19 protein-coding genes are annotated in these 20,972 nt (G+C 56.2%); 12 read left to right on the top strand and 7 right to left on the bottom strand.

Translation table 11 applies throughout. The features are described from left to right. On the bottom strand, positions 1–317 hold a 317-nt coding region (tnpA, locus tag A9Q02_RS08480), incomplete at its 3' end, for an IS200/IS605 family transposase (protein WP_097651919.1). A 486-nt stretch (positions 318–803) separates the two neighbouring features. Between tnpA and A9Q02_RS08475 the strand changes: the two genes are divergently transcribed. Beyond that, a complete protein-coding gene (locus tag A9Q02_RS08475) occupies positions 804–1,052 on the top strand; it encodes a helix-turn-helix domain-containing protein (protein ID WP_097651918.1) in 249 nt (82 codons plus the stop codon). A gap of 68 nt (positions 1,053–1,120) precedes the next feature. Next, positions 1,121–1,732 carry a hypothetical protein gene (locus tag A9Q02_RS23645; protein WP_141508781.1) on the top strand — a complete coding sequence of 204 codons (612 nt, stop codon included), beginning with the start codon at positions 1,121–1,123 and terminating at the stop codon, positions 1,730–1,732. On the opposite strand, the gene A9Q02_RS08465 is transcribed toward A9Q02_RS23645, so the two are convergent. From A9Q02_RS08465 to A9Q02_RS08445, 6 genes are all read right to left on the bottom strand, one after another. Next, positions 1,729–3,702 carry an N-6 DNA methylase gene (locus A9Q02_RS08465; RefSeq protein WP_172450798.1) on the bottom strand — a complete coding sequence of 658 codons (1,974 nt, stop codon included), beginning with the start codon at positions 3,700–3,702 and terminating at the stop codon, positions 1,729–1,731. The two genes, A9Q02_RS23645 and A9Q02_RS08465, sit on opposite strands and share 4 nt — an antisense overlap. A 289-nt stretch (positions 3,703–3,991) precedes the next feature. Further along, entirely contained in the window at positions 3,992–5,287 is a 1,296-nt protein-coding gene (locus A9Q02_RS23640) for a VWA domain-containing protein (RefSeq protein WP_172450796.1), read from the bottom strand. A gap of 399 nt (positions 5,288–5,686) precedes the next feature. Further along, on the bottom strand, positions 5,687–7,384 hold the full coding sequence (cydC, locus tag A9Q02_RS08460) for a thiol reductant ABC exporter subunit CydC (RefSeq protein ID WP_097651915.1): 1,698 nt from the start codon (positions 7,382–7,384) through the stop codon (positions 5,687–5,689). Further along, positions 7,381–9,054, bottom strand: a complete 1,674-nt coding sequence (gene cydD / locus A9Q02_RS08455) for a thiol reductant ABC exporter subunit CydD (protein WP_216361474.1) — start codon at positions 9,052–9,054, stop codon at positions 7,381–7,383. The genes cydC and cydD overlap by 4 nt, the downstream gene beginning before the upstream one ends. 92 nt (positions 9,055–9,146) lie before the next feature. Beyond that, positions 9,147–10,160, bottom strand: coding sequence for a cytochrome d ubiquinol oxidase subunit II (gene cydB / locus A9Q02_RS08450; RefSeq protein ID WP_097651914.1), 1,014 nt, complete (start codon positions 10,158–10,160; stop codon positions 9,147–9,149). A 14-nt stretch (positions 10,161–10,174) separates the two neighbouring features. Then, complete coding sequence (locus tag A9Q02_RS08445) at positions 10,175–11,569, bottom strand: cytochrome ubiquinol oxidase subunit I (protein WP_097651913.1); 1,395 nt, start codon at positions 11,567–11,569, stop codon at positions 10,175–10,177. A 351-nt stretch (positions 11,570–11,920) separates the two neighbouring features. On the opposite strand from A9Q02_RS08445, the gene A9Q02_RS08440 reads away from it, so the two are divergent. From A9Q02_RS08440 to A9Q02_RS08395, 10 genes are all read left to right on the top strand, one after another. Next, positions 11,921–13,003: a vitamin K epoxide reductase family protein gene (locus A9Q02_RS08440; RefSeq protein ID WP_097651912.1), complete on the top strand. Its 1,083-nt coding sequence runs from the start codon at positions 11,921–11,923 to the stop codon at positions 13,001–13,003. 28 nt (positions 13,004–13,031) lie between these two features. Continuing rightward, positions 13,032–13,493: a GIY-YIG nuclease family protein gene (locus A9Q02_RS08435; RefSeq protein WP_097651911.1), complete on the top strand. Its 462-nt coding sequence runs from the start codon at positions 13,032–13,034 to the stop codon at positions 13,491–13,493. A gap of 203 nt (positions 13,494–13,696) precedes the next feature. After that, complete coding sequence (locus tag A9Q02_RS08430) at positions 13,697–14,893, top strand: trans-sulfuration enzyme family protein (protein ID WP_097651910.1); 1,197 nt, start codon at positions 13,697–13,699, stop codon at positions 14,891–14,893. A gap of 3 nt (positions 14,894–14,896) precedes the next feature. Then, positions 14,897–15,721 carry a sugar phosphate isomerase/epimerase family protein gene (locus A9Q02_RS08425; RefSeq protein WP_216361473.1) on the top strand — a complete coding sequence of 275 codons (825 nt, stop codon included), beginning with the start codon at positions 14,897–14,899 and terminating at the stop codon, positions 15,719–15,721. Positions 15,722–15,791: 70 nt separating this feature from the next. Next, positions 15,792–16,211: a phosphonate C-P lyase system protein PhnG gene (locus A9Q02_RS08420; protein WP_097651909.1), complete on the top strand. Its 420-nt coding sequence runs from the start codon at positions 15,792–15,794 to the stop codon at positions 16,209–16,211. Beyond that, positions 16,211–16,759, top strand: coding sequence for a phosphonate C-P lyase system protein PhnH (gene phnH, locus A9Q02_RS08415; protein ID WP_097651908.1), 549 nt, complete (start codon positions 16,211–16,213; stop codon positions 16,757–16,759). Before A9Q02_RS08420 ends, phnH begins: the two co-directional genes overlap by 1 nt. Beyond that, entirely contained in the window at positions 16,759–17,868 is a 1,110-nt protein-coding gene (locus A9Q02_RS08410) for a carbon-phosphorus lyase complex subunit PhnI (RefSeq protein WP_097651907.1), read from the top strand. Before phnH ends, A9Q02_RS08410 begins: the two co-directional genes overlap by 1 nt. After that, positions 17,865–18,839, top strand: a complete 975-nt coding sequence (locus A9Q02_RS08405) for an alpha-D-ribose 1-methylphosphonate 5-phosphate C-P-lyase PhnJ (RefSeq protein WP_097651906.1) — start codon at positions 17,865–17,867, stop codon at positions 18,837–18,839. Before A9Q02_RS08410 ends, A9Q02_RS08405 begins: the two co-directional genes overlap by 4 nt. 463 nt (positions 18,840–19,302) lie before the next feature. After that, the gene (locus tag A9Q02_RS08400; protein WP_097651905.1) at positions 19,303–20,121 is read left to right on the top strand and encodes an ATP-binding cassette domain-containing protein; all 819 of its coding nucleotides are present in this window, start codon (positions 19,303–19,305) and stop codon (positions 20,119–20,121) included. 90 nt (positions 20,122–20,211) lie between these two features. Beyond that, complete coding sequence (locus A9Q02_RS08395) at positions 20,212–20,886, top strand: phosphonate C-P lyase system protein PhnL (RefSeq protein WP_097651904.1); 675 nt, start codon at positions 20,212–20,214, stop codon at positions 20,884–20,886. The last annotated feature ends 86 nt before the right edge of the window (positions 20,887–20,972 follow it).

The following is a 20,972-nucleotide window of genomic DNA, read 5'->3' as shown; positions in this document are numbered from 1 at the left end:
TAGGAGCGCGTCCAAAGTGACGGAAGTTTCCGCAAGACGGCATAACGTTCGCGTAGCTCGTGAGAGGTGAGACCCTTCACCGCCTTCACCACGTCGGCAGCCGAAACGCTCGGCCAAACGCGCACAAAGAGGTGGATATGATCAGGCTGGATCGCCAACTCCACGATCTCCCACCCCTGCTCAGCGCACTTCTGCTCGATGAGCTGCCGACAGTCTACGGCAATCGCATCCTTCAACACGGCCTTGCGGCGCTTCGGCGTCCAGACGAGGTGATAGAGGATGAGATGGACCCGGTGTTCGTCGCGCTGGTACTCCATCGCGCTCCCTTGCACTTGTCGATTTCTATGTTGACAGTATAACATAGAATGACAAAAATCGCAAGGATGTTCGATGTTCTGGCTAAAGCCAGCGAGAAACCCGCCTCACCGCACGCCCTAAAGGGCGGCGGCTTGCGGCGGGTTCCCGAAGGTCAAGATAGACCCGCATGACGTCAGTCGCTCCTTCGATGCGCAGCATTCACAGACATCGTTATTGTATCACAGGGCATAGCGGGTACGATGGGAGGGATGCTCGCTTACGGCGACCTAACGTTCCGCGTCAGCTGCGCCGCTGGCGGGCGTGTGAAGCGGAACGAGCATCGACATGGACAGTCATCGTAGATCGCATCCAGGTTAGGGCCGCGCCAGCGGCGTCAGTTGCACGCGGTTGTTAGGCAGCAAGTACAAGTGAATGATACTCATAGTCTGTAGAATTATAGGGTGTCTACTCATAGAATACAAATAATATGTACTAGGAGCTTATTCATGCAACAACTCTTATCTGACTTCGGCACAACCATTAGAGAAATTCGGAACAAACGAGGACTTTCGCAAGAGGATCTGGCGGATTTATGTGGCTTACACAGAACATATATAGGTGGAATTGAACGTGGTGAACGTAATGTCGCACTCATAAATATTTTCTATTTGGCGAAAGCTTTAAATGTGTCGTTATCTGATTTGTTCGCCAATTTCGATACAGTGTATCTCTCACAACTTCCAGAGAAACTTTAATGGAACTTTGTCTTCAGCGAATTCGTAGTACATCGCGGTTCGATAATGCTCAGCATCGACTTTGTCAGATGCCTAAGGGTCATGACGGTAAACATGATGAATTCCCATACTTGCGTCATCTTCTTAAAACAAATCCAACGGTTGCTGCAAAGATAAAACGCGATTCTACTATGACAACAGGTGCTGCGTGGAAAAGTGAAGATGCTGGGCCAAATAGGATTTTGCGCTGGATGATGCTTCTTTCCGATGAGGAACTACTGGAGTATGGAGTTAATATGGTGGCTTTGTCAGCGCAAGTCGTGGCAAAGCTTCGCGAGAAAGCGGCTAATTACGAATCCTGTATGCGGGTAGCACGCAAACTGACGTGGCTAGCTTACCAAATGCCGGGTGCTCCAGTTCCTCTTGAGCCCATTCGTATATATTTAGAGGACTTCTATGGTTCGATGAATGTTCATAGTACATACTGCTTGGTATGTCGTCTGCCCTTGCATTTCGACCTTTTTGCAAATGCCCGACGCGGAAAGGCTGATGTTGAAACTGCTCATAGCAATCCTCGAATACATGATGACAGTAATGTGGGTTTTGCTCATAGAGAGTGCAATATCGCCCAAGGTGCCAAGACGTTGCCAGAATTTTACGCTTGGATCGAAGCCATACTTGATCGTGTAAAAGCCGATTAAAGCTCGAAAGAATCATTATCGAACTCCCGTAGTCTGGTGAGGAGTTTTGCTCGTTGTTCAATTAATTGACGAAACTCCTCAATTGTGTCATGCCATTGTGTATTACGCTTTGGCTTGGGAATACATATGTCTCCAATCCGCGACCCAAGAGCGCCAAGTGTGGATTGGATAAACACGAGGTTGCGGATTTGATGTTGAACCATTGGTAGACTCAGGAGATACAATAGCTCTATAGAATTTATCGGTGATTTATCCGTGACCGTTATAATCTTTACATGACTTTGTACCACACACTTGTAGTTGTGGGAATGCAGAATAGCAGTTCGTCCAATTCTGTATCGTCCATCACTTACTATCAAGATGTCGCCTGGTGCAAGTTGTTGTAGAGGGGCATACTCCTCATACACCTCCTCGCTAACGGATCTGGTCGGATCAATAGACACCTCGTAGTTTGAAATATCGGATGTCCTAACAAAAGGGATATCTCCTGTTCCATAAGCTTCTGAGCCTACTTCATGTCCTTTTCGTATCTTCAAATGGCCGCTCTTTGCCATCTCTCGGAGCGAAACAAGTTCAATTTCAAATCGTGGATCATCTCTTGAAATGTCACTAAGGGGCGACTTATCATAGTAACGCGGAACAAGATAGTAAGGATCTTTGATATTTACTTGTTGCCATAATCCATTTGCCATTTCTCGCGTCACAAAGGTTTCCCCAATGGTTTTAAAATCATCAGGGTACGGATCACCGGAAGCCATTGTGTTTCGCCCACGCCTATCGTGCCCACAGTGAATAGCTACTGCTGTCCAAACCATGTTTGTTTTAGTTGTTTGCCCCGTTGAATTGGCCTTGCGGAAGAACAAAACGTTTGTCTTGGTGTCTGTCCCGGGCTGAAATGTGGTTCGAGGGCAGTCGATTAACGCAAAAATCTCTCCTTGAGACCGTATAAAGTCCCAGACATAACCATATGTAGAGTTGCCGAAAACCCCTTCAGGTAAGACGATACCCATCATACCAGATGGCTTGAGCAGTTTAATACAGAGTTCAATAAAAAGAATTTGGGGATCTTGAGCCTCTCGAATATTTGGATTTTGTTCCCAAATACCTCCCTTGTTTTGATTCCATCGATAGCCAAGGGCGAAGTTTTTCAATATCGCGCTGTCAGTTATTTTGATATTGGCGCCGAAAGGAGGGTTCGTAATTACATAATCCGCATTAAATGGATTTGTTTCTTCGGGCAAAAGTGCAAGAGATTTCAGGTCTAAAGAGTTTTGATTTAGTACAGTAGCGTGATTCGGCGCAACAATTTCTAAGATTGCTTCGGCGAGACGAGCTAAGTCGCGATCCTTATCAATACCTATGAGTGTGAGGCGCTTTTTTCTTGAGCCCCTGCTATTCTCAAGGAATGCTTGCACTTCGACAAGAAATCCACCAGTTCCGCAAGCCGGATCGACAATCTTGGCACCTTCAGTTGGCTGGAGGACATTAATAATTGATCGAACAAGGCTTTTTGGTGTAAAGAACTGGCCTTTATCTCCACGTAGTCGCGGGCCTATTAGCGATTGAAACGCCTCTCCTAAAACATGAGCAGGTGCTCCTGTCAAAGGTAGAGATATGATCTCCTGTAAAGCATACCGCAACACGGCATCTTCTAAGGAAAAACGATCTTCATTATCTACAAGATGTGGGAAAGCCTCGTGCAACATAGGCAGTAGTATTGAATTTGCAGAGCCTTTGCCATCAAGAAATTGTTCTAATAGTTCCTTTTTGCCGTTTCGCTCCCCAATAACTTTGCACAACAATAGACTTGAAAGATCTGACATTATTCTTTCAGCTCTACTTGCATTACTGTTAGAATATAAGTGATAGTACAACTTGCGAAACGCGTTGGCATAAATTTTCTCATGGGATGTATTATCCTGTAAGACATTAAACAAGTTTTGCTGTCGGAGTTCTTTGATAGTCGGCATCTGTGTGCACCTTTGTCTGCGCGGGTCAAGCATGATGATTATAAGTGTCATCGCACAAAATTGCAAGTGGCTGAATTGCGAGCGTTAGTACGCGATACTCGGCTGAGTGCTGACTATTGCTGCCCAACGGACAGCGGTCAGCGGCACCGCTGGCACGCGTGAAGATCGACAAAGGCGATGGCACGTGAGTGCTGCCTAAAACGCGCCCAGGTTGAGGGTCGCGCCAGCGGCGCCCGCTGCACCGCGTTGTTGGGCCGCTTGCGATCTAGTTAAACGATTTAATAAAATGTTAAATGGAGATATTAAATATAGTGGATATTTGATCTATATATCTAAGATGATGAGTTATAGAATCAGGTGTGGCTTCTTCCATTCTTATAAATGCAATTCTAGGATCGGGTACTTGAGAGGCAAGGTAGGCAATACTGACAAGTAGACCACAGCAAATAATAACTATTGAAGTAAAGCGATTATATTTTAAAAGCCGATCTATTTGCGTTGTCCATTCATCTGTCGGATTTCCATCAAGCATGATAAATGCAATAGGTAAATAGTCGCCCATACAAGTATATGATCGAGAAACAAACTCCTGCTGTAGTGCATTTTCCAATAGTTGTAAAGCGCAACCCAGGTTGGTCTCTTCTTTCGAATTAACAATTAATTCAGGTGGGCAAAAGTCAATTATCGGTGTAAGCGGGACTAGTTGTTGGGCAGAACTCGAAAAACTAATCACACTAATAGCCGCAAGTTCTACTGCCATTCCATCGCTCATTAATTCATTCCAAATTAAGGCCATTCCTTGATTCATGGCCTGTATAGGAGCCCCGGACATTGATGAAGAAACATCTATTAATAGATATACTGGTAACCATCGTTGCGTAGCCCACTGTCTTAGATTTTGAGGATCAGGATACTTAGGATGCCTTTCCTCTAAATCGGCAAGAGCATTAAGAACTATTGGTCGGCGGCCTTCATGGCGCAGATCGCAAATCCTCTGATAAAAGACATCGAGTTCTAGTTGTTGCATAGCCCACTGTCTTAGATTTTGAGGATCAGGATACTTAGGGTGTTTTTCCTCTAAATCCGCAAGAGCATTAAGAACGGATCTCCATTGCCCCTCGTTACGTAGATCACAAATAGTTTGATAGAAGGCGTCAAGTTCTAAATATTGCTGTACCACTTTAAGCTTGCTTCGAACCTCGTCATCTTCAGAATTTGCTGCTAATACTTGAATAAAGAGTTCCTCAGCCAGATTCCATTGTTGCACAAAGTACGCCTTGAGTGCTTGCTGACGAATTTGACGAAACCAAACCGGTGATGTAGTTGATATATCACTGATGCTTGTGTTCATTATTTCGTCCGCTTTATTGTCATCATCAGGGTGATCGTCCAATATAATATTCCATGATCGTAGTGTATTCTTGATTTGATGAATATTTCTGCGTGCGTCAAGTATGCCATTAGTTATACCTGGCGGAATGTAAGCACTACCTAATTCTGCCTGCTGCCGCAGATAATGGGCTAGCGTGCGTCGATAGAGCTGTAGCCGCTCCTGTTGAATTTCAATGTCCTCCTGGGATGGCATGTGATTGCCCCTGCTTAACATAACATATTGTTACGAGTACCTTGTATCATGCAAACATTTTAGCATAGATTTCGATGATTTACACACAGCCCCAGGCATGAGGCAACGACCAGCTGCCGCCCAACATGAATTAGACGGCGTTTTTGCCACCTCCGCCCGCCATACCCATGCCGCACGGCGTTTTTGCCACCTCCACCCGCCGTACCTATGCTACGCGGCAATCTTGCCACCTACACTTGCCTTCGGTTATCGTAGACGGCGCATGCGCCGTCTATGCGAGTTTTCGGTCATATTTCGCGCAGAAGCGCATCGGTAACTAGCAACGGATATTCGGTACGTTGATCAGCGAGCGCCACGGTGCAGCCGGATGAGCGGCTGGCAGCTATAGATGCGGTTCGCTTATGACTCGGCGCCTTTCGTCGTGGGATGATCTGCATCGTTTCCGCAGCGGGCTTGGTAGAGCTTCACAATCCGCTCAACGCTGGCGAGGTGTTCGTGGCGGTGGGTGATCGTGAGCGTGGTGCGCCCCTGCCGCAGTTGCTCGAGTGCGGTGACGACGTCGCTGGCGGTGGCCTGGTCGAGATGCGCCGTTGGTTCGTCGAGGATGAGAATCGGCGCGTCTTTCAGCAGGGCGTGGGCAATGGCGAGCCGTTGACGTTCGCCGCCACTCAGTTTCATGCCCTGTTCGCCGATCCAGGTGTCGTAGCCATTGGGTAGCCGTTTGATCAGGTCGCTCAGGTGGGCGCGCCGACACGCTTCGTCCAGTTCGGCCTGGCTTGCCATTGGGCGGGCAATGCGTAGGTTGTCGGCGATCGTGCCGTTGAAGAGGTGTGTGTGCTGCGCGACAACGCCAATCATCTGCCGTACGTCTTCGGCGCGATACGCCCGGAGCGGAACACCACCAAGCAGAATCTCGCCGCTCCATCCTTCCCAGAAACGCAAAATCAGGTACACCAGGGTGCTTTTGCCTGCGCCACTCGGGCCGATCAGGGCGAGTTGCTGCCCCGCTTCGATGCGCAAACTCAGGTTTTCCAGGACGTTCTGGGACTGGCCGGGATAGCTGAAGCTGACGTTGCGCAGTTCGAGACTGTAATCTTGTGGCTCTGGTGAGGTGGCTGGTTCGTTGCTGATCTGCGCTGGGGTGTCGGTGATGGCGAAGATCCGGCGTGCCGCCGCCAGGCTTGTTTCGAGGCTCTGTAAGGCGACCGCGAGTGGGGTCACGGCTTCAAATGAGGCAAGGGCGGTCAGCGCAAGCAGGGCCAGGTAGACCCCGTCGAGCTCGCCGTTGCGCACTAGGGGGATGGCAAGCAGCAGCATTGCTAGTGCCGCGAGGTGGCTCAGCAACAGTACGAGGCCGTTGCCGAGGCCGCGTACCGTCGCCAGGTGTTCCTGGGCCTGCGCCAGGCGGCGACTATCTTCGCGCACGCGTGCCAGCAGCAGATCCTCGCGCCCAAGCGCCAGCAGGTCGTCAAGCGCCTGCACTCCTTCGACCAGGTTGGTCGAGAGGGCGGCACGGTGGGCGATGCTTGCCCTGGCAGGGCGCCGACTCAGGGCGTGGACAAGCAGGGGGACGACAAGGCCAGCAAGCCCGAGGAGCAGCAAGAGCATAAGGGCCAGACGAACGTCAAAGGCGAGCATCAGTCCGCAGGCGAGCAGGCCGGCGAGCAGCGCGACGAGAGGCGGCGCAAGGACACGCAGGTAGAACTGCTCGAGCGTTTCAACATCGCCGACGGCTCGTGCGAGCAGGTCGCCCCCGCGCTGATCAATGAGACCGGCGGGGGCCAGCGGTTCGACTGCCTCATAAAACCAGCCCCGCATCCCTGCGAGCAGCCGGAAGGTAGCCGTATGTGCCGTATAACGCTCGGCATACCGAAAGAGCGCCCGCGCAATGCCAAAGAAGCGGACACCGACAATCGGTATACTCAAGACGGCAATCGAGGGCATCAGGGCGGCACTGGCGATCAGGTAGGATGACGTTGCGATCAGGCCGATGCTGCTGCCCACCGTCGCAAAACCAAGCAAGACCGCAACGGCAAACCAGCCACGATAAGGCGCGATCAGCACGAGTAGGCGTAAGAACAGGCGTGGCGTGCTCATCGCGGGGCCTCCCGCAGCATGGCTGATGGCGAACCCTGCGCTACCATCGTCTCTTTGTTGCCAAGCGGTTCGAGTTGCACCACGTGATCGACCTCAGCTAGCAGTGATGCGCTATGCGTGATGATCAGCGCTGTCCGACCGCGCAGCAACTCACGCAACGCTGTGCGTACCTCCAACTCGCTGGCCGGGTCAAGGTGCGAGGTTGGCTCATCGAGGATCACAAAAGGCGCATCTTTGAGCAAGGCGCGGGCGAGCGCGAGATGCTGGCGTTGCCCGCCCGAGAGCCGTGTTCCGCCTTCGCCGATGGGGGTGGCATACCCTTGCGGCAGTGCCGTGATGAAAGCGTGCGCACCGGCGGCGCGTGCGGCCACTTCCAGCGCCTCATCGGAAGCGTCGGGGCGCGCCAGGCGCAGATTCTCGGCGACACTGCCATAAAAGAGTGCCGGATGCTGGCTGACCCAGGCCACCTGCTGCCGCCACGCGCCCAGATCGACCTCGGTCAGGGGGACGCCGCCAACAGAAATGCTGCCTTCGTCGGGCTGAACAAAGCCCATCAACAGCGCCGCCACACTGCTCTTGCCGACGCCACTTGGCCCAACCAGCGCCACCGTCTGCCCCGCCGGAAGGCGCAGGTCAAACTGATGCAAGACCGGACGGGCACCGTGGTCATAGGCAAATGAAACCCCCTTGAGTTCGAGGTCTCCGTTCGTAGGGAGTGCCTGTCGCATTGGCGAGGGTGGCACAGCCACTGGGGTTGCCAGGATCGCCTCGATCCGCCCGAGCGCCTCTTTGCCCGCCATGCCGGCGTGGTGGCGCTGGCCGAGCAGACGCAGCGGCAGGTAGAACTCTGGCGCGAGGATCAGGATCGTCAGGGCTGGCTCGAAGGCCATGCGCCCATAGAGCAACCGTAGCCCGATCTCGACCGCAATAATCGCCGTACTGAGGCTCGCAATCAATTCGAGGGCAAAGGCCGAAAGAAACGCAATGCGCAGCACCTGCATCGTCACATCGCCAAACTGCGCACTGATCGTCGCAACCTCTTTCAGGCGTTCGCGGCTGCGCCCAAAGAGCTTGAGGGTGGTCAAGCCCTGGAGCGTATCGAGAAAATGGGCACTCATCCGGCTCATATCGACCCATTGGCGTGCCGTCAGTTCTTTGGCGAGCGAGCCAATCAACCAGAGAAAGAGCGGAATAAGCGGGGCTGTCAGCATCAAGACCAGCCCGGAGAGGGGGTCAAAGGGGAGGACAAAGACCAGCACGATCAAGGGCATCAGCGCTGCTAGCGTCACCTGGGGCAGATACTGACTCAGATACTCATCAAGTGCCTCGACGCCCCCGAGCGTCGTATTCGCCAGTTCGCCACTGCGCTCGCCCCGGACAAACGTCGGTCCGAGGGCCACCAGATGTGTCAGTACACGTTCACGGAGCGCCTGCTTGACGAGACTGGCGAGCCGTTGCCCCGTCATCTCGCCTGCCCAACTCAGGGCTGCGCGCAGCAGCGCCAGGGCGACCAGGCCAAGCAGCAGCGCCTGCACATCGGCCAGATCGGCCCCACCCAGAAAGACTTGCGCAATCACCCTGCTCAAGAGCACCGCCTGACCAACGGCCACCACCGCCGTCAACGCCCCCAGCGCAATCGTCACCCATAACCAGGGGCGCTGCGTTGTCATCAGGTTTGATCGTCTTGACCGGGTCATATTCCCAAACCGGGCCATATTCCCAAGCATCGCAGGGGCGGGACGACAGTCCCGCCCCTGCGATGCTAATACGTCAACTCACTCTCAATGCTTATACGATGCCGAAAGACCCAGTAGGTCCAGGTCTGATACGCCAGCACGATCGGAATAAAGATCAGGGCGACGATGCTCATAATCGTCAGGGTCTTCGGGCTTGACGACGCATTGTAGATCGTCAGGCTCCAATCGGGATTGAGACTTGAGACCATCACCCGGGGGAAGAGCGCCATAAAGATGGTAATGACCGAGAGGCCGATATTGACGCTGGTCATCAAGAAGGCCCAGCCGAGGCGCCCGATATGCACAAAATAGGCGGCGGCAAAGAGCGCGCCCAGGGAGGCGATGGGAATCGGTCCGGGATTGACGCCGAGGCGGCTGAATGAATCGGTCATCAGATACGTTGACACAATGAAGATCGCAACCATCACCGTTGTCACCGGGCCAATGCGTCGGGTCAGGTGCAGCGCCCGCTCGCTCAGTTCACCGCTTGTCTTCAGGTTCAAGAAGATCGCCCCGTGCAGGAGAAACATCGAGAGCGACGTCAACCCACCGATGATTGCATACGGGTTCAGCAGGTCAAAGAAGGTACCGACGTAGTGCATATCGGCATCAATGGGCACCCCGCGCAGCATATTGCCGAGCGCGACCCCCCAGAGGATCGCGGGGATCAGACTACCAAAGACAATGCCCCGATCCCACCAGGCGCGCCATTTTGGATTTTCTGCTTTGCTGCGGTACTCAAACGCGACGGCCCGGATGATCAACGCGACCAGCATCAAAAAGAGCGCGAGATAAAAGCCACTAAAGAGCGTCGCATACCAGTGCGGAAAGGCCGCAAAGATCGCGCCGCCAGCGGTCAGCACCCAGACCTCATTGCCATCCCAGACCGGGCCGACCGTATTGATCACCACCCGCCGTTCGGTATCGGTCTTGCCCATAATCGGCAAGAGAATGCCCACCCCATAATCAAAGCCTTCGAGGATGAAGAAGCCGATAAAGAGCACGGCGACGAGTATAAACCAGAGGATATTGAGATCCATTGCAGGGTGTCCTTTCAGTCGCCAGCGGGGGCAGGGCGTAGCGAAGGTTGTTTGCTCATCTGAGGCTCTTCGCCGGGTACCTGACGGGCATATTTCAGCATCAAAAAGATCGTCGCGGCGATCAAGCCCAGATAGACCAGGGTGAAGCCAATCAAACTCATCAAGACATACCCGACGCCAACGGTCGCCGAGACGCCTTCGCTCGTCAACATCACGCCATAGACGATCCAGGGTTGGCGGCCCATCTCGGTGAAGATCCAGCCGGTCGCATTTGCCAGATAGGGCAGGCCGATCGACGGGATCAGCAACCAGAGAAACGCCGTACTACTCGTGATCCGATTGCGCAAGACAGAGTAGAGGGCCACTACAGCCAGGCCAAGCATGGCAAAGCCTGCGCCAACCATTGCCCGGAAGGTCCAGTAGGCGAGAAAAACATTGGGCGTATAATTGCCAGGCCCATACGTTGCTTCGGCTTCGGCTTGCAGATCTTTGATTCCCGGAACTGCACCCTCAAACCGATTGTAGGCCAGGAAACTCAACAGACCCGGAACCTTGATCACAAAGAGATCGCGTTGTTCTGGCGTGCTTGCTATGGTAAAGAGCGACATCGGTGCGGGATCCTCGGTCTCCCAGATTGCCTCGGCTGCCGCCATTTTCATCGGCTGCACTTGGATCATATATTGCGCCTGGGCATGGCCTGCCAGAATGACGCCGACCACCCCGATAACGGCGGCAATGGCCCCAATCTGGAACGAGCGGCGGAACATGTCGTGCCCAGCCTCGCTGAGTGGGCGGCGCAGATGGTAGGCACTGATACCCAGCACAAAGAAGGCCGCTGTGCAGATCGCCGCCATCATCGTATGCGGCCACTGCACCCAGACATGCCCGTTGGCAATCAGCGCCCCAAAGCTCTCCATCTCGGCGCGGCCATTGCGGATCACATAGCCAACCGGCTGATGCATAAACGAATTCGCCACCAGGATCCAGAACGACGAAATCGTTGACCCGATGGCAACCATCCAGATGCAGGCAAGGTGAACCCCCTTAGAGAGCTTGTTCCAGCCAAAGAGCCACAGACCAAGGAAAGTCGACTCGAGGAAAAAGGCCATCAATGCCTCGATTGCCAGCGGAGCCCCAAAAATATCCCCGACGAACCGTGAATATTCAGCCCAGTTCATACCAAACTGAAATTCTTGCACAATTCCAGTAGCTACTCCGATCGCAAAATTGATCAAGAGCAACTTACCCCAGAATTTGGTCATGCGTTTGTAGGTTTCATTGCCACTACGGAAGTAGACCGTCTGCATAATGGCGACAAGGAGGGAGAGTCCAATCGAGAGGGGAACAAAAAAGAAGTGGTAGACCGTCGTAATTGCGAACTGCCAACGTGCGAGAATGGTGACGTCCATTATAGCCTCCGAGCCAGGCCAAAGCCTTGGCATCAAGAGATTGTGCCAATATACACAATCGTATCAGGTTCCACCCCTGGTGCGGTTATGATCGTATAACTGGTAATGAAGGCTTGATACTTGTGGTTCGGGTTGTCGGCTGATAACCGGGTTTTCAGGCAATGCAATTTTGTTGTCTACTCTGGTTGGGTACAATAAGGGTGTTGCTTTGCTGGCACAACCGCCAGTTTTGCTGGCGGTTGTGCCAGCAAAGCAACGCTTGATGGGGTGCCGCTCCTAGATATGGCTTGCTGCTCTGCTGGTGGTCTGGGTTGGCATTCCCGTGAGGGTTCGAACGTAAGGAGTACGTTGATGATACGTCGAAATGTTTCACGCTGGTCGCTCCTCGGGGTGGCGACGCTCTTGCTGATGTTCGTTTTTGCTGGGCGCGTTGCTGCGGCTGATCCAGCCGCCCGCGCCGTCTTTTTCTATTCGCCGAGTTGCCCCCATTGCCATACGGTCATGGACGAGGTCTTTCCGCCGCTTCAGGCGCGCTATGGTTCACAGCTCCAGATTGTGCGGATTGACGTCAGCCAGCCTGCCGGTCAGACCCTTTATCAGGCCGCGATTACGGCCTTCAATATTCCCGACAATCGCCTCGGCGTGCCCACCATGGTCTTTGGCGAGACAGTGATGGTTGGCAGTGGCGAGATTCCGGCGCTGTTGCCTGGTTTGATCGAACAGGCGCTTGCCACTGGCGGCAATGCCTGGCCTACTATTCCGGGGATCGAACCGGTCATTGCGGCCCAGGTGGTCACGACTGAAGCGGGTGAGGTTGCGGTGGTGCCACAATCTACATCTGCGGTAAGCCCGTTTCAGCGCGATCCGCTCGGCAATAGCATTGCGGTTTTGATGCTCTTGTTGATGACAGTTTCCGTCTTTGTGTTGGGCCTTACCACACGCCCGCCCTTTGATCGCCCGCTGCTCGGGTGGCGTAATCTGGCCGTGCCAATCCTTGCTGTCGCAGGGATCGTTGTTTCGGCCTATCTGGCCTTTGTAGAAGTGAGTGGCGCCGAGGCGGTCTGTGGCCCGGTTGGCGATTGCAATGCGGTGCAACAGAGTGTCTATGCGACCTTCCTTGGTATTCCGGTTGGGGTGCTGGGGGTTGCTGGTTATGCCTTCTTCCTGGTTGTGTGGCTTGTGTATCGCTTTGGCGCAGGTCAGGCTGCCCACTATGCCAGGCTCGCGATGCCGCTCATGGCCCTCGGCGGGACGATCTTTTCGATCTACCTGACGTTCCTCGAACCTTTTGTCATCGGTGCAACGTGTATGTGGTGCATTGCCTCGGCTGCAATTATGACGGGTCTCCTCTGGGTGACGGTTCCCCGTGGGGCACCGCCTGTGCAACGGGGGCGGGGCAAAGTCAATCGTCGCCCCGTGGCCGCCAATCGATAACAATGCTATACCGCTTCCACCCCTACCAATGAAGGGTACCTATATCCTGGTACTCCAACTTGACCAGACGCTCACTCAACTTCAGATTGGGCGTCTGGGTTCTTTTGCGTTTGCCCCGGGGTTTTACCTCTATGTGGGCAGTGCCTTTGGTTCGGGTGGGTTGGCGGCGCGCCTCAAGCATCACGCGAACGCCCACAAACCTCGCCTGCACTGGCATATTGATTATCTCCGGGCGCAAGCACACCTCCGCGCTGCCTGGACGTTGACTGGCACCGGGCGGATGGAGCATGCCTGGTGTCGTGCGCTTGCATCTGTTTCTGGTGTTACAATGCCTGTGCCGGGGTTTGGTGCCAGTGATAGCCCCTGCTCTACTCATCTCTTTGCGCTTGCTACGGCACCTCACCCTACGTTGCTGGCCGAGGTCATCTTCGGTTCGCTTGATCCAACGCAGAGTGCGCATGTCCAGCTCGATATCCATCTTTTTGATTGATCGCTGCCCTGCATCCGCTACGCTTCTCTGAAGCTCGCTTGTGCTGGTGAAAACGGCCAGCTTCGTTGGCCGTTTTCACCAGCACAAGCACGGGTTTTGAGGGCGGCAGTCCTAACTGTTCATGCGTGTAGGGGCGTAGCCCCAGGAAGCGTACGTGAGTCAGTATCAGTATACGTACGCGTTGTAGTCATCAGGAGCCTGTTATGTCTGAGAGTCTCTTTACCATCGCAGTCCACGCTGGCCGTCCCGAAGAAGGCAATCCTTCGATTCCCTCTGTTCCCGGTATTGACTTGGCGGTGAGTTACCGGGCCTCTGATGCTGCGACCCTCCACGCGATGCTCGGGGGCGACGCGCCAGGCTTTTCGTATTCGCGCTATGGTAGCCCGACCAATGCTGCGCTTGAAATGGCGCTTTGCCAGATGGAAGGGGCAGCGGTGGCGCGTGCGTGTGCTTCGGGTATGGCTGCCGTCCATCTCGCCCTGTTGCTCACCGGGTTACAGGCCGGCGATACGCTGCTGGTGGCCCAGGACTCGTATGGTGCGACGTTTGCCCTGGTTGATACGATCATGCGCCGCATGGGGGTCTGTCCGGTTTTTGTCGACGCAACGAACCGCGCCACCCTCGCGGCGGCGCTGGCCGAGCATCGTCCCCGGGCGCTGATCCTCGAGCCGATCTCGAATCCGTTGCTCCGCCTCTGTGATGTTTCGGCAGCGGCTCGGCTCTGTCACGAACACGATGTGCAATTGGTGGTTGATGCGACCTTTGCGACGCCGTATCTGTTGCGGCCACTCGAACTGGGGGCCGATATTGTGTTGCATAGTTTGACCAAGTATCTTGCTGGTCACGATGATGTGCTTGGTGGCATTGTGCTGGCTGGCGAGTCGTATGTCACCGAGTTGCGCAATCTGACGATCCTGACTGGCGGCCTGCTCGATCCGCATGCCGCCTATCTTGCGTTGCGTGGCTTGCGCACGCTGCCCCTGCGCATGCGTGAGCATTGCCGCAATGCCGTCGAGGTTGCCAACTGGCTTGTCGAGCAACCCGGCGTGGCCCAGGTCTACTATCCTGGCTTGTCGTCACATCCCCAGCATCACCTGATGCGCCAACTGTTGCCGAACGGTGCAGGCGGGATGGTTGCGTTTGATCTGGTGCAGGCCAACGAAGCCGCTGTGCTGCGCTTCCTCGATGCCCTGCAGATGATCTTGCCTGTCACGACGCTCGGCGGTGTCGCCAGTCAGATTCTCTATCCGGCCTGCTCTTCCCATCGCTCGCTCTCGGTTGAGCGCCGCCATGCCCTTGGCATTGGTGACGGTTTGCTGCGCCTCTCGGTTGGTATTGAGGATGCGGTTGATATTCAGGCCGATCTCTCCCGTGGGTTTGCCGCTGCTGCAAAGGAGTAAACGATGATCCAGCAAACGGTGCCGCTGATGGGGGCGGCCTTACAGATCAAAGACCTTGAAGTCTATCGCGACTGGTTGCTCGATGGGCCGCGTGATCTTGAAATCCAGGATCCGATTGCGCCCGAAGTCCTTGATGGTGATTGGCGCACCGCCGCTCGCCATGCTCGCGAGATGCTTCGTGGCTATACCGGGCGTCTGGGCATCCACGGGCCGTTTCTTGGCCTCGATCTGGCCCCCTACGATCCAAAGGTGCGCCAGGTGGTCATCGAACGGCTGCGCCAGGGCCTCGCGTTTGCCGAGGCGGTTGGCGCGACCCATATGGTGCTGCATAGTCCCTTTCTCTGCTTTGGCACCCCGGCCCACGTCTTTACCCCGTTTGCGCGTCGTGAGTGGACAATCAAAGAGGCCCATGCGGTCATCGAGCCACTGTTGCCCCAGGCCGAGGCGCTTGATTGCATGCTGGTGATCGAGACGATTGCCGATGGCAGTGTGGCCCCCCTGCTTGATCTGGTGCGTTCGTTCGATACGCCTCTCGTACGGCTCAGCATTGATGTAGGCCATGTGTGCATGATGCAGCAAATCGGTGGCCCTACCCCTGATCAGTGGGTGCGCGAAGCCGGCGATCTGCTTGCGCATGTGCATCTTCAGGATACCGATGGGCACCTTGACCGTCATTGGGCGCCCGGTGATGGCGCGATCAACTGGTATGCCTTTTTTACCGCCCTGCAAACCTTGTCCCATCAGCCACGTCTGTTGCTTGAACTCGAAGATCATGCGCACATCCCCCGTGGGATGGCCTATCTGACGAGGTGCGGTTTTGCGTGTTGAACCTGTCCGGGCTTCTTTTACGTAATCTTTTCACGAAGTTAACGCCGGCTTAATCTCAATGCAGTAGGCTATGCTGATGCAAGCACACGAGCTATTGGATATCTTGACCCGCTCCCCTGCGGATGCGGTCAAGCGCTTTGCGGAGGATCTGCTGCCGCGCCTTGAGCCGGTAGAGGTGTTGCGCAACCGAACAGGATTGGCGATGTTGCCATTTCGTGAAACGGCCCAGGAGAGCAGTTTTTATCTGGGCGAGATTTTGTTGGCCGAGGCTCATGTCCGTGTCGCTAGGGTTGAAGGGTATGCAGCCTGTCTTGGGCGCGATCTTGAACAGGCGCTTGCCCTTGCACTTATCGATGCCGCCCATCGTGCCGGGATCGCTGGCCCTGCCATCGCCGATTTTGCCCGCACCCAGGCTGCTGATCTGGCGGAGACCGATGAAGCTTTGATGCGTGCGGTTGGGCAAACGAGGGTTGATCTGGAGACGTTTTGATGTCTATGCCGCACATGACTCCCGCCGAACTCCGTCAGCACGCGACCTTTACGGCGTTGATGTGGGCGTTCAGTTACCCTGGACGCCCTCAGCGCCTCCCCGCCGCTGGCCTGGCCGCCTTTGTTGCCATCGGTGAGACGTTGCTTGATCTCGAGACCGGTTTTTTTACGCCCTATGACGATCTTGTGCCTGCTCTCGCCGCAACCGGCGGACGTCCACTTCCGCCGATCCACGCACCCTACCAATTTTATCCTCAACTCACGCTCGCCGAGCTTGATCTGCTCGTGACGGCACCGCTTGGTACCTACGCCGAGCCGGATCGTGGGGCAACCCTGGTGCTCGGCTGTGGTTTTGCGCATGGAACGCCGTTGCACCTCAGTGGCCCCGGTCTTGCCCAGCCATTGACGATCACGGTTGCTCGGTTGCCTGACGCACTTTGGCGTGCCCGTGCGACGGTGGCTGTCTATCCGCTTGGCTGGGATCTCTATCTCGTGGATGGCGATCAGGTCATTGGCCTGCCACGGACGACCAGGGTGGAGGTGGGTTGATGGCGTATGTGGCAGCACGCGGCGGCGAGGCGGCGATCCTTCAATCCGAGCAGTTGCATCAGTTGCTCAACGCTCCGTTGAGCCTCGCGACGGTGCGGATGATCGAAGCGAGCCTGCCGTATCTTGTTGATCGCGTGATGGGCGAAGGTTCCCTCTATGCGCCTGAATTGGCTGCACTTGCGCTCGCCCAAACGGGTGGCGATCTCTACGAGGCGGTGTTACTCTTGCGGGCCTATCGTTCGACGCAACCCCGCCTTGCCTATGCCGAGCCGGTGACGCAGACTGAGTTGCTGACGGTGCGCCGCATTTCGGCCTCATTCAAGGATATCCCAGGGGGGCAGATCCTCGGGCCGAGTCTTGATTATAGCCATCGCTTGCTGCGACTTGATCTGCTCGATCAGGACAATCAGGATCGCAGTGCGCCCGCACCTCCTGCGGCTACCGTGTCATCTGATGCACCAGCGGGCGAGGTTCCTCCCTCGTACGATCCATCGCCGCTGGCGGTCGCTGACTGGCAGCGTAGCGAAGGTTTGCTTGCGGCAGTGCCTGAAGTTCTGCCCACCGATCCGGCCTCTTTACCTGATCTGACCCGCGAGCCGGCCGATTTTCCGGCCCCTCGTGCCCATCGTCTGCAAGCCCTGGCACGCGCCGATACGGGGGGCGTGCTGGCACTTGGCTATGCCAGTATGCGTGGCTATGGCCTCGCCCACCCGACCGTCAACGAGTTGCGTCTGGCCTATGCCGATGTGCGGTTGCGCCATCCCGTCACCGGCGAACCCTTTAGCATCGGGCGGGTGCGGGTCAGCCAGTGCGAGGTCGTCAATACGCAGGCCACCGAATTGCGCCTCGGGTACACGGCAACCCTGGGCTGGAATGAGGTCAAATGCATCGCCGGGGCGATGCTCGATCTCGAGATGGATGCCCCGCAGCCCCATCCGGCCCATAGCGAAGAGTTTGTGCTCTACCATACTGAACCCGTCGAAGCGTCTGGTTTTTGCATTCACTACAAACTCCCTCACTATGTCACATTCCAGAGTGGCCTCGATGCCCTTCGTGACGCCCGCGCAACGGCCACCGACGCACCCACAGAGCCAGGAGACGTGCAATGAGCCTTGCCTCGCTTGCCCATCCTCGTCAGGATTTCAGCTACGGTTTCTTGGATGCGTTCGCGAAGCGTGAATTGCGTCGGCGCATGCTCAAAGCCATTGCCATTCCCGGCTTCCAGGTGCCCTATGCCAGCCGCGAGTTGCCGATTGCCCGCGGGTGGGGCACCGGCGGCCTCCAGGTTACGCTGAGCATCGTGAGTCCGGTTGATACGCTCAAGGTGATCGACCAGGGTGCCGACGACTCGGTCAACGCGGCTAACCTGCGCCGCTTCATTGCCCGCATGACGGGTGTCGCCACCACAACCGATACCCTGGCCGCCACGGTCATCCAGAGCCGCCATCGCGTGCCCGAGGAACGTCTGCGCGAGGGGCAGGTGCTTGTCTTGCAGGTACCCGATCCAGAACCCCTGCGCCAGGTGCAACCCGATAGTTCACGTGCCCGCGAGATGCACGCCGATGCCGATTATGCCCAGATGTGGCTGACGCTCTATGAACAACTGGTGCGCTTCGGACGGTTTATGCAGGGTGCCAGCTACCCTGTTCTTGTCCACGGGCGCTATCTGATGAGCCCCAGCCCCATTCCACGCTGGGATACGCCTGCGTTGCACCAGGCCGCCCATCTCACGCTGCTCTCGGCAGGGCGTGAAAAGCGGCTCTATGCGGTGCCACCGTATACCGACGTGCGCCCGATTGAATTTGAAGATGTCTTTTTTCAGGTCGAGAACATGGCCGGACGAATCTGTATGCTTACCGGGGCACGCAACAAATTTATGGATGAACTACCAGTTGCTGAAGGTGGTTCCCAGTTCCGGCTTTCGGACACTGGGTATGCCGCCAAATTGCTACGTCGCGCACGCGGCGACGCAGCCACCCTTGGCGCGACCTATTTTGATGATGAGGGCCATTTTTATCAGCCAGGGGTCATCCGTCATCTACCCAACCGTAATGGTCTTCCAGAAATTAATCCGGTATAGCCCGCGCAGGCGGGCTTCGCTTCCCCTAGCCGAGGGCTTTAGCCCCACGGCATCGGGCGGATAGCGGATCATTTACTGCAAAACCATAACGGTTTGGCTTGTCCCTGGCGCTACCAACCCGAAGGTCGGCATCCGAGACCATAGGCTGAATGACCGCAGCCCTGAAACGACCGAGGCCCGCTTCGATGGACGCACGACCCTTGAACCTTTTACCCGGCAGAGGACTGCCTGTCGGAACCCCCGAAGGCTCAGTTGTTGAAGTGCCAGCCGGTGCTCTACGGTGTCCGGTAGAGTGCCTTTGCACATCTGTTCGTATTGTACAAGAAACAACGGCTTGATGCAACCTCGTGGGCTAAAGCCGATCAAGCAGGGGCGTTCCTCCCGGCGCTCAAACTGCCGGGCTTCCCGCCCTAAAGGGTAAACATCCGTGAAGAGTAAGTCAGGAATAAATGTCGAGCCTGTGATGCCTCAACCGCAGCCACACCAGCGGCGCCTGCTCCCGCCGCGCCTGGTTCGCCAGGCACCCCTGCTGGAACTACGCGGCCTGAGCAAGCGCTATGGGCGCATTGTTGCGGTGCAGGGCGTGAACCTCGAACTCTACCCTGGCGAAACAGTGGGCATTGTCGGTGAGTCGGGCTCGGGCAAATCGACCGTCTTGCGGATGCTCAACCTGGAAGAGGCCGCCGACGCAGGCACGTACCACCTGGCTGTCCCAGGGTTCACGGAGCAGAACCTCTTTGCGCTCGATCGCTTTCATCAGCGGCAACTGCGCATCCAGCAGATTGGCATTGTCTACCAGCAGCCGCATATGGGCTTGCGGATGCAGGCGACCAGTGGCGGCAATGTGGCCGAACGGCTCATCATGGCGGGCGAGCGTCGTTTTGCGACGCTGCGGCGGGCTGCAAGCGACGCGTTGGCAAGTTCCGAATTTCCGGCTGATCGCATTGACGACCCGCCAGCGGTGCTCTCGGGCGGGATGCAACAGCGGGTGCAACTCGCTAAAGCCATTGCGCTGCGGCCAGCCTTGCTGCTGCTTGACGAGCCAACCACCGGCCTCGATGTCTCGATTCAGGCCCTCGTCCTTGACACCCTGCTCCGCCTGAGGCGTGAGCGCCAGATCACCACGCTCATCGTCTCGCACGACCTGGGCGTCATTCGTACCCTGGCCGACCGGGTACTCGTCATGCGCCATGGTGCAGTTGTCGAATGCGGCCTGACCGATCAGATTCTTGATGACCCCCAACATCCCTACACTCAGCAACTCGTCTCGGCCCGTCTCTGATCGAGGGCTGCCGCCCTAAAAGCCCATGCTGCACGCAACCTTTTTCCATAGAGGCCGTAGGTCTCACACTCCCAGCCGGAGGCTGAACGTATGCCGCTTCTTCAAGTTGAAGATTTGAGCAAGAACTTTGTCATTCATGCCCTGGGCCGCACCATTCCAGCCTTTCAAGGCGTTAGCTTTACGCTTGAAGCGGGCAGTCTGTTGCTGATCCGTGGGCCGAACGGGGCCGGCAAATCGTCGCTTTTGCGTTGCCTCTACCGCACCTATCTCCCTGATGGCGGGCGGGCGATCTACGCGACGGCTGACGGAACAATTGATCTCGCCTCGGCCGCTGATGTCGACATTGCCCTCTTGCGTCGAACCGAAATCGGCCATGTCACCCAGTTCCTGCGCCCACGTCCACGAGTGACGGCGCTTGACCTTGTCGCTGAGCCATTGCTCGTGGCGGGGCATAGCCTCGCCGAAGCGCGTGAGGCAGCAGCGGATTGGCTTGGGTCGCTGGGGCTCAAGGCAGCGATCTGGCAGGCCTATCCGAGCACCTTCTCGGGGGGCGAGCAACAGAAGATCAACCTGGCGCGTGCGATGATCGCCCCGCGGCGCTTGCTGCTGCTCGACGAGCCAACGGCGGCCCTTGATCCCGACGCCCGCGCTGCGCTGCGCTCGCGGATCAGCACCCTCAAGGCAGCCGGCGTGGCGATGATCGGTGTCTTCCATCACCCCGAAGATATCGCAGGATTGATCGATGTAGAATTTCATGTAGCATGATTAGTGTGTAACCTACGTTTCTTGATCCCAGCGGGAGCTTCGACAGGCTCAGCCTCCGTCCGTTCGCACCGCCCATCGTCCACCGT

This window comes from Candidatus Chloroploca asiatica (assembly GCF_002532075.1).
Lineage (GTDB): Bacteria > Chloroflexota > Chloroflexia > Chloroflexales > Chloroflexaceae > Chloroploca > Chloroploca asiatica.
Note: the sequence above shows the minus strand (reverse complement) of the source record. Positions and strands in the feature narration are given on the sequence as shown.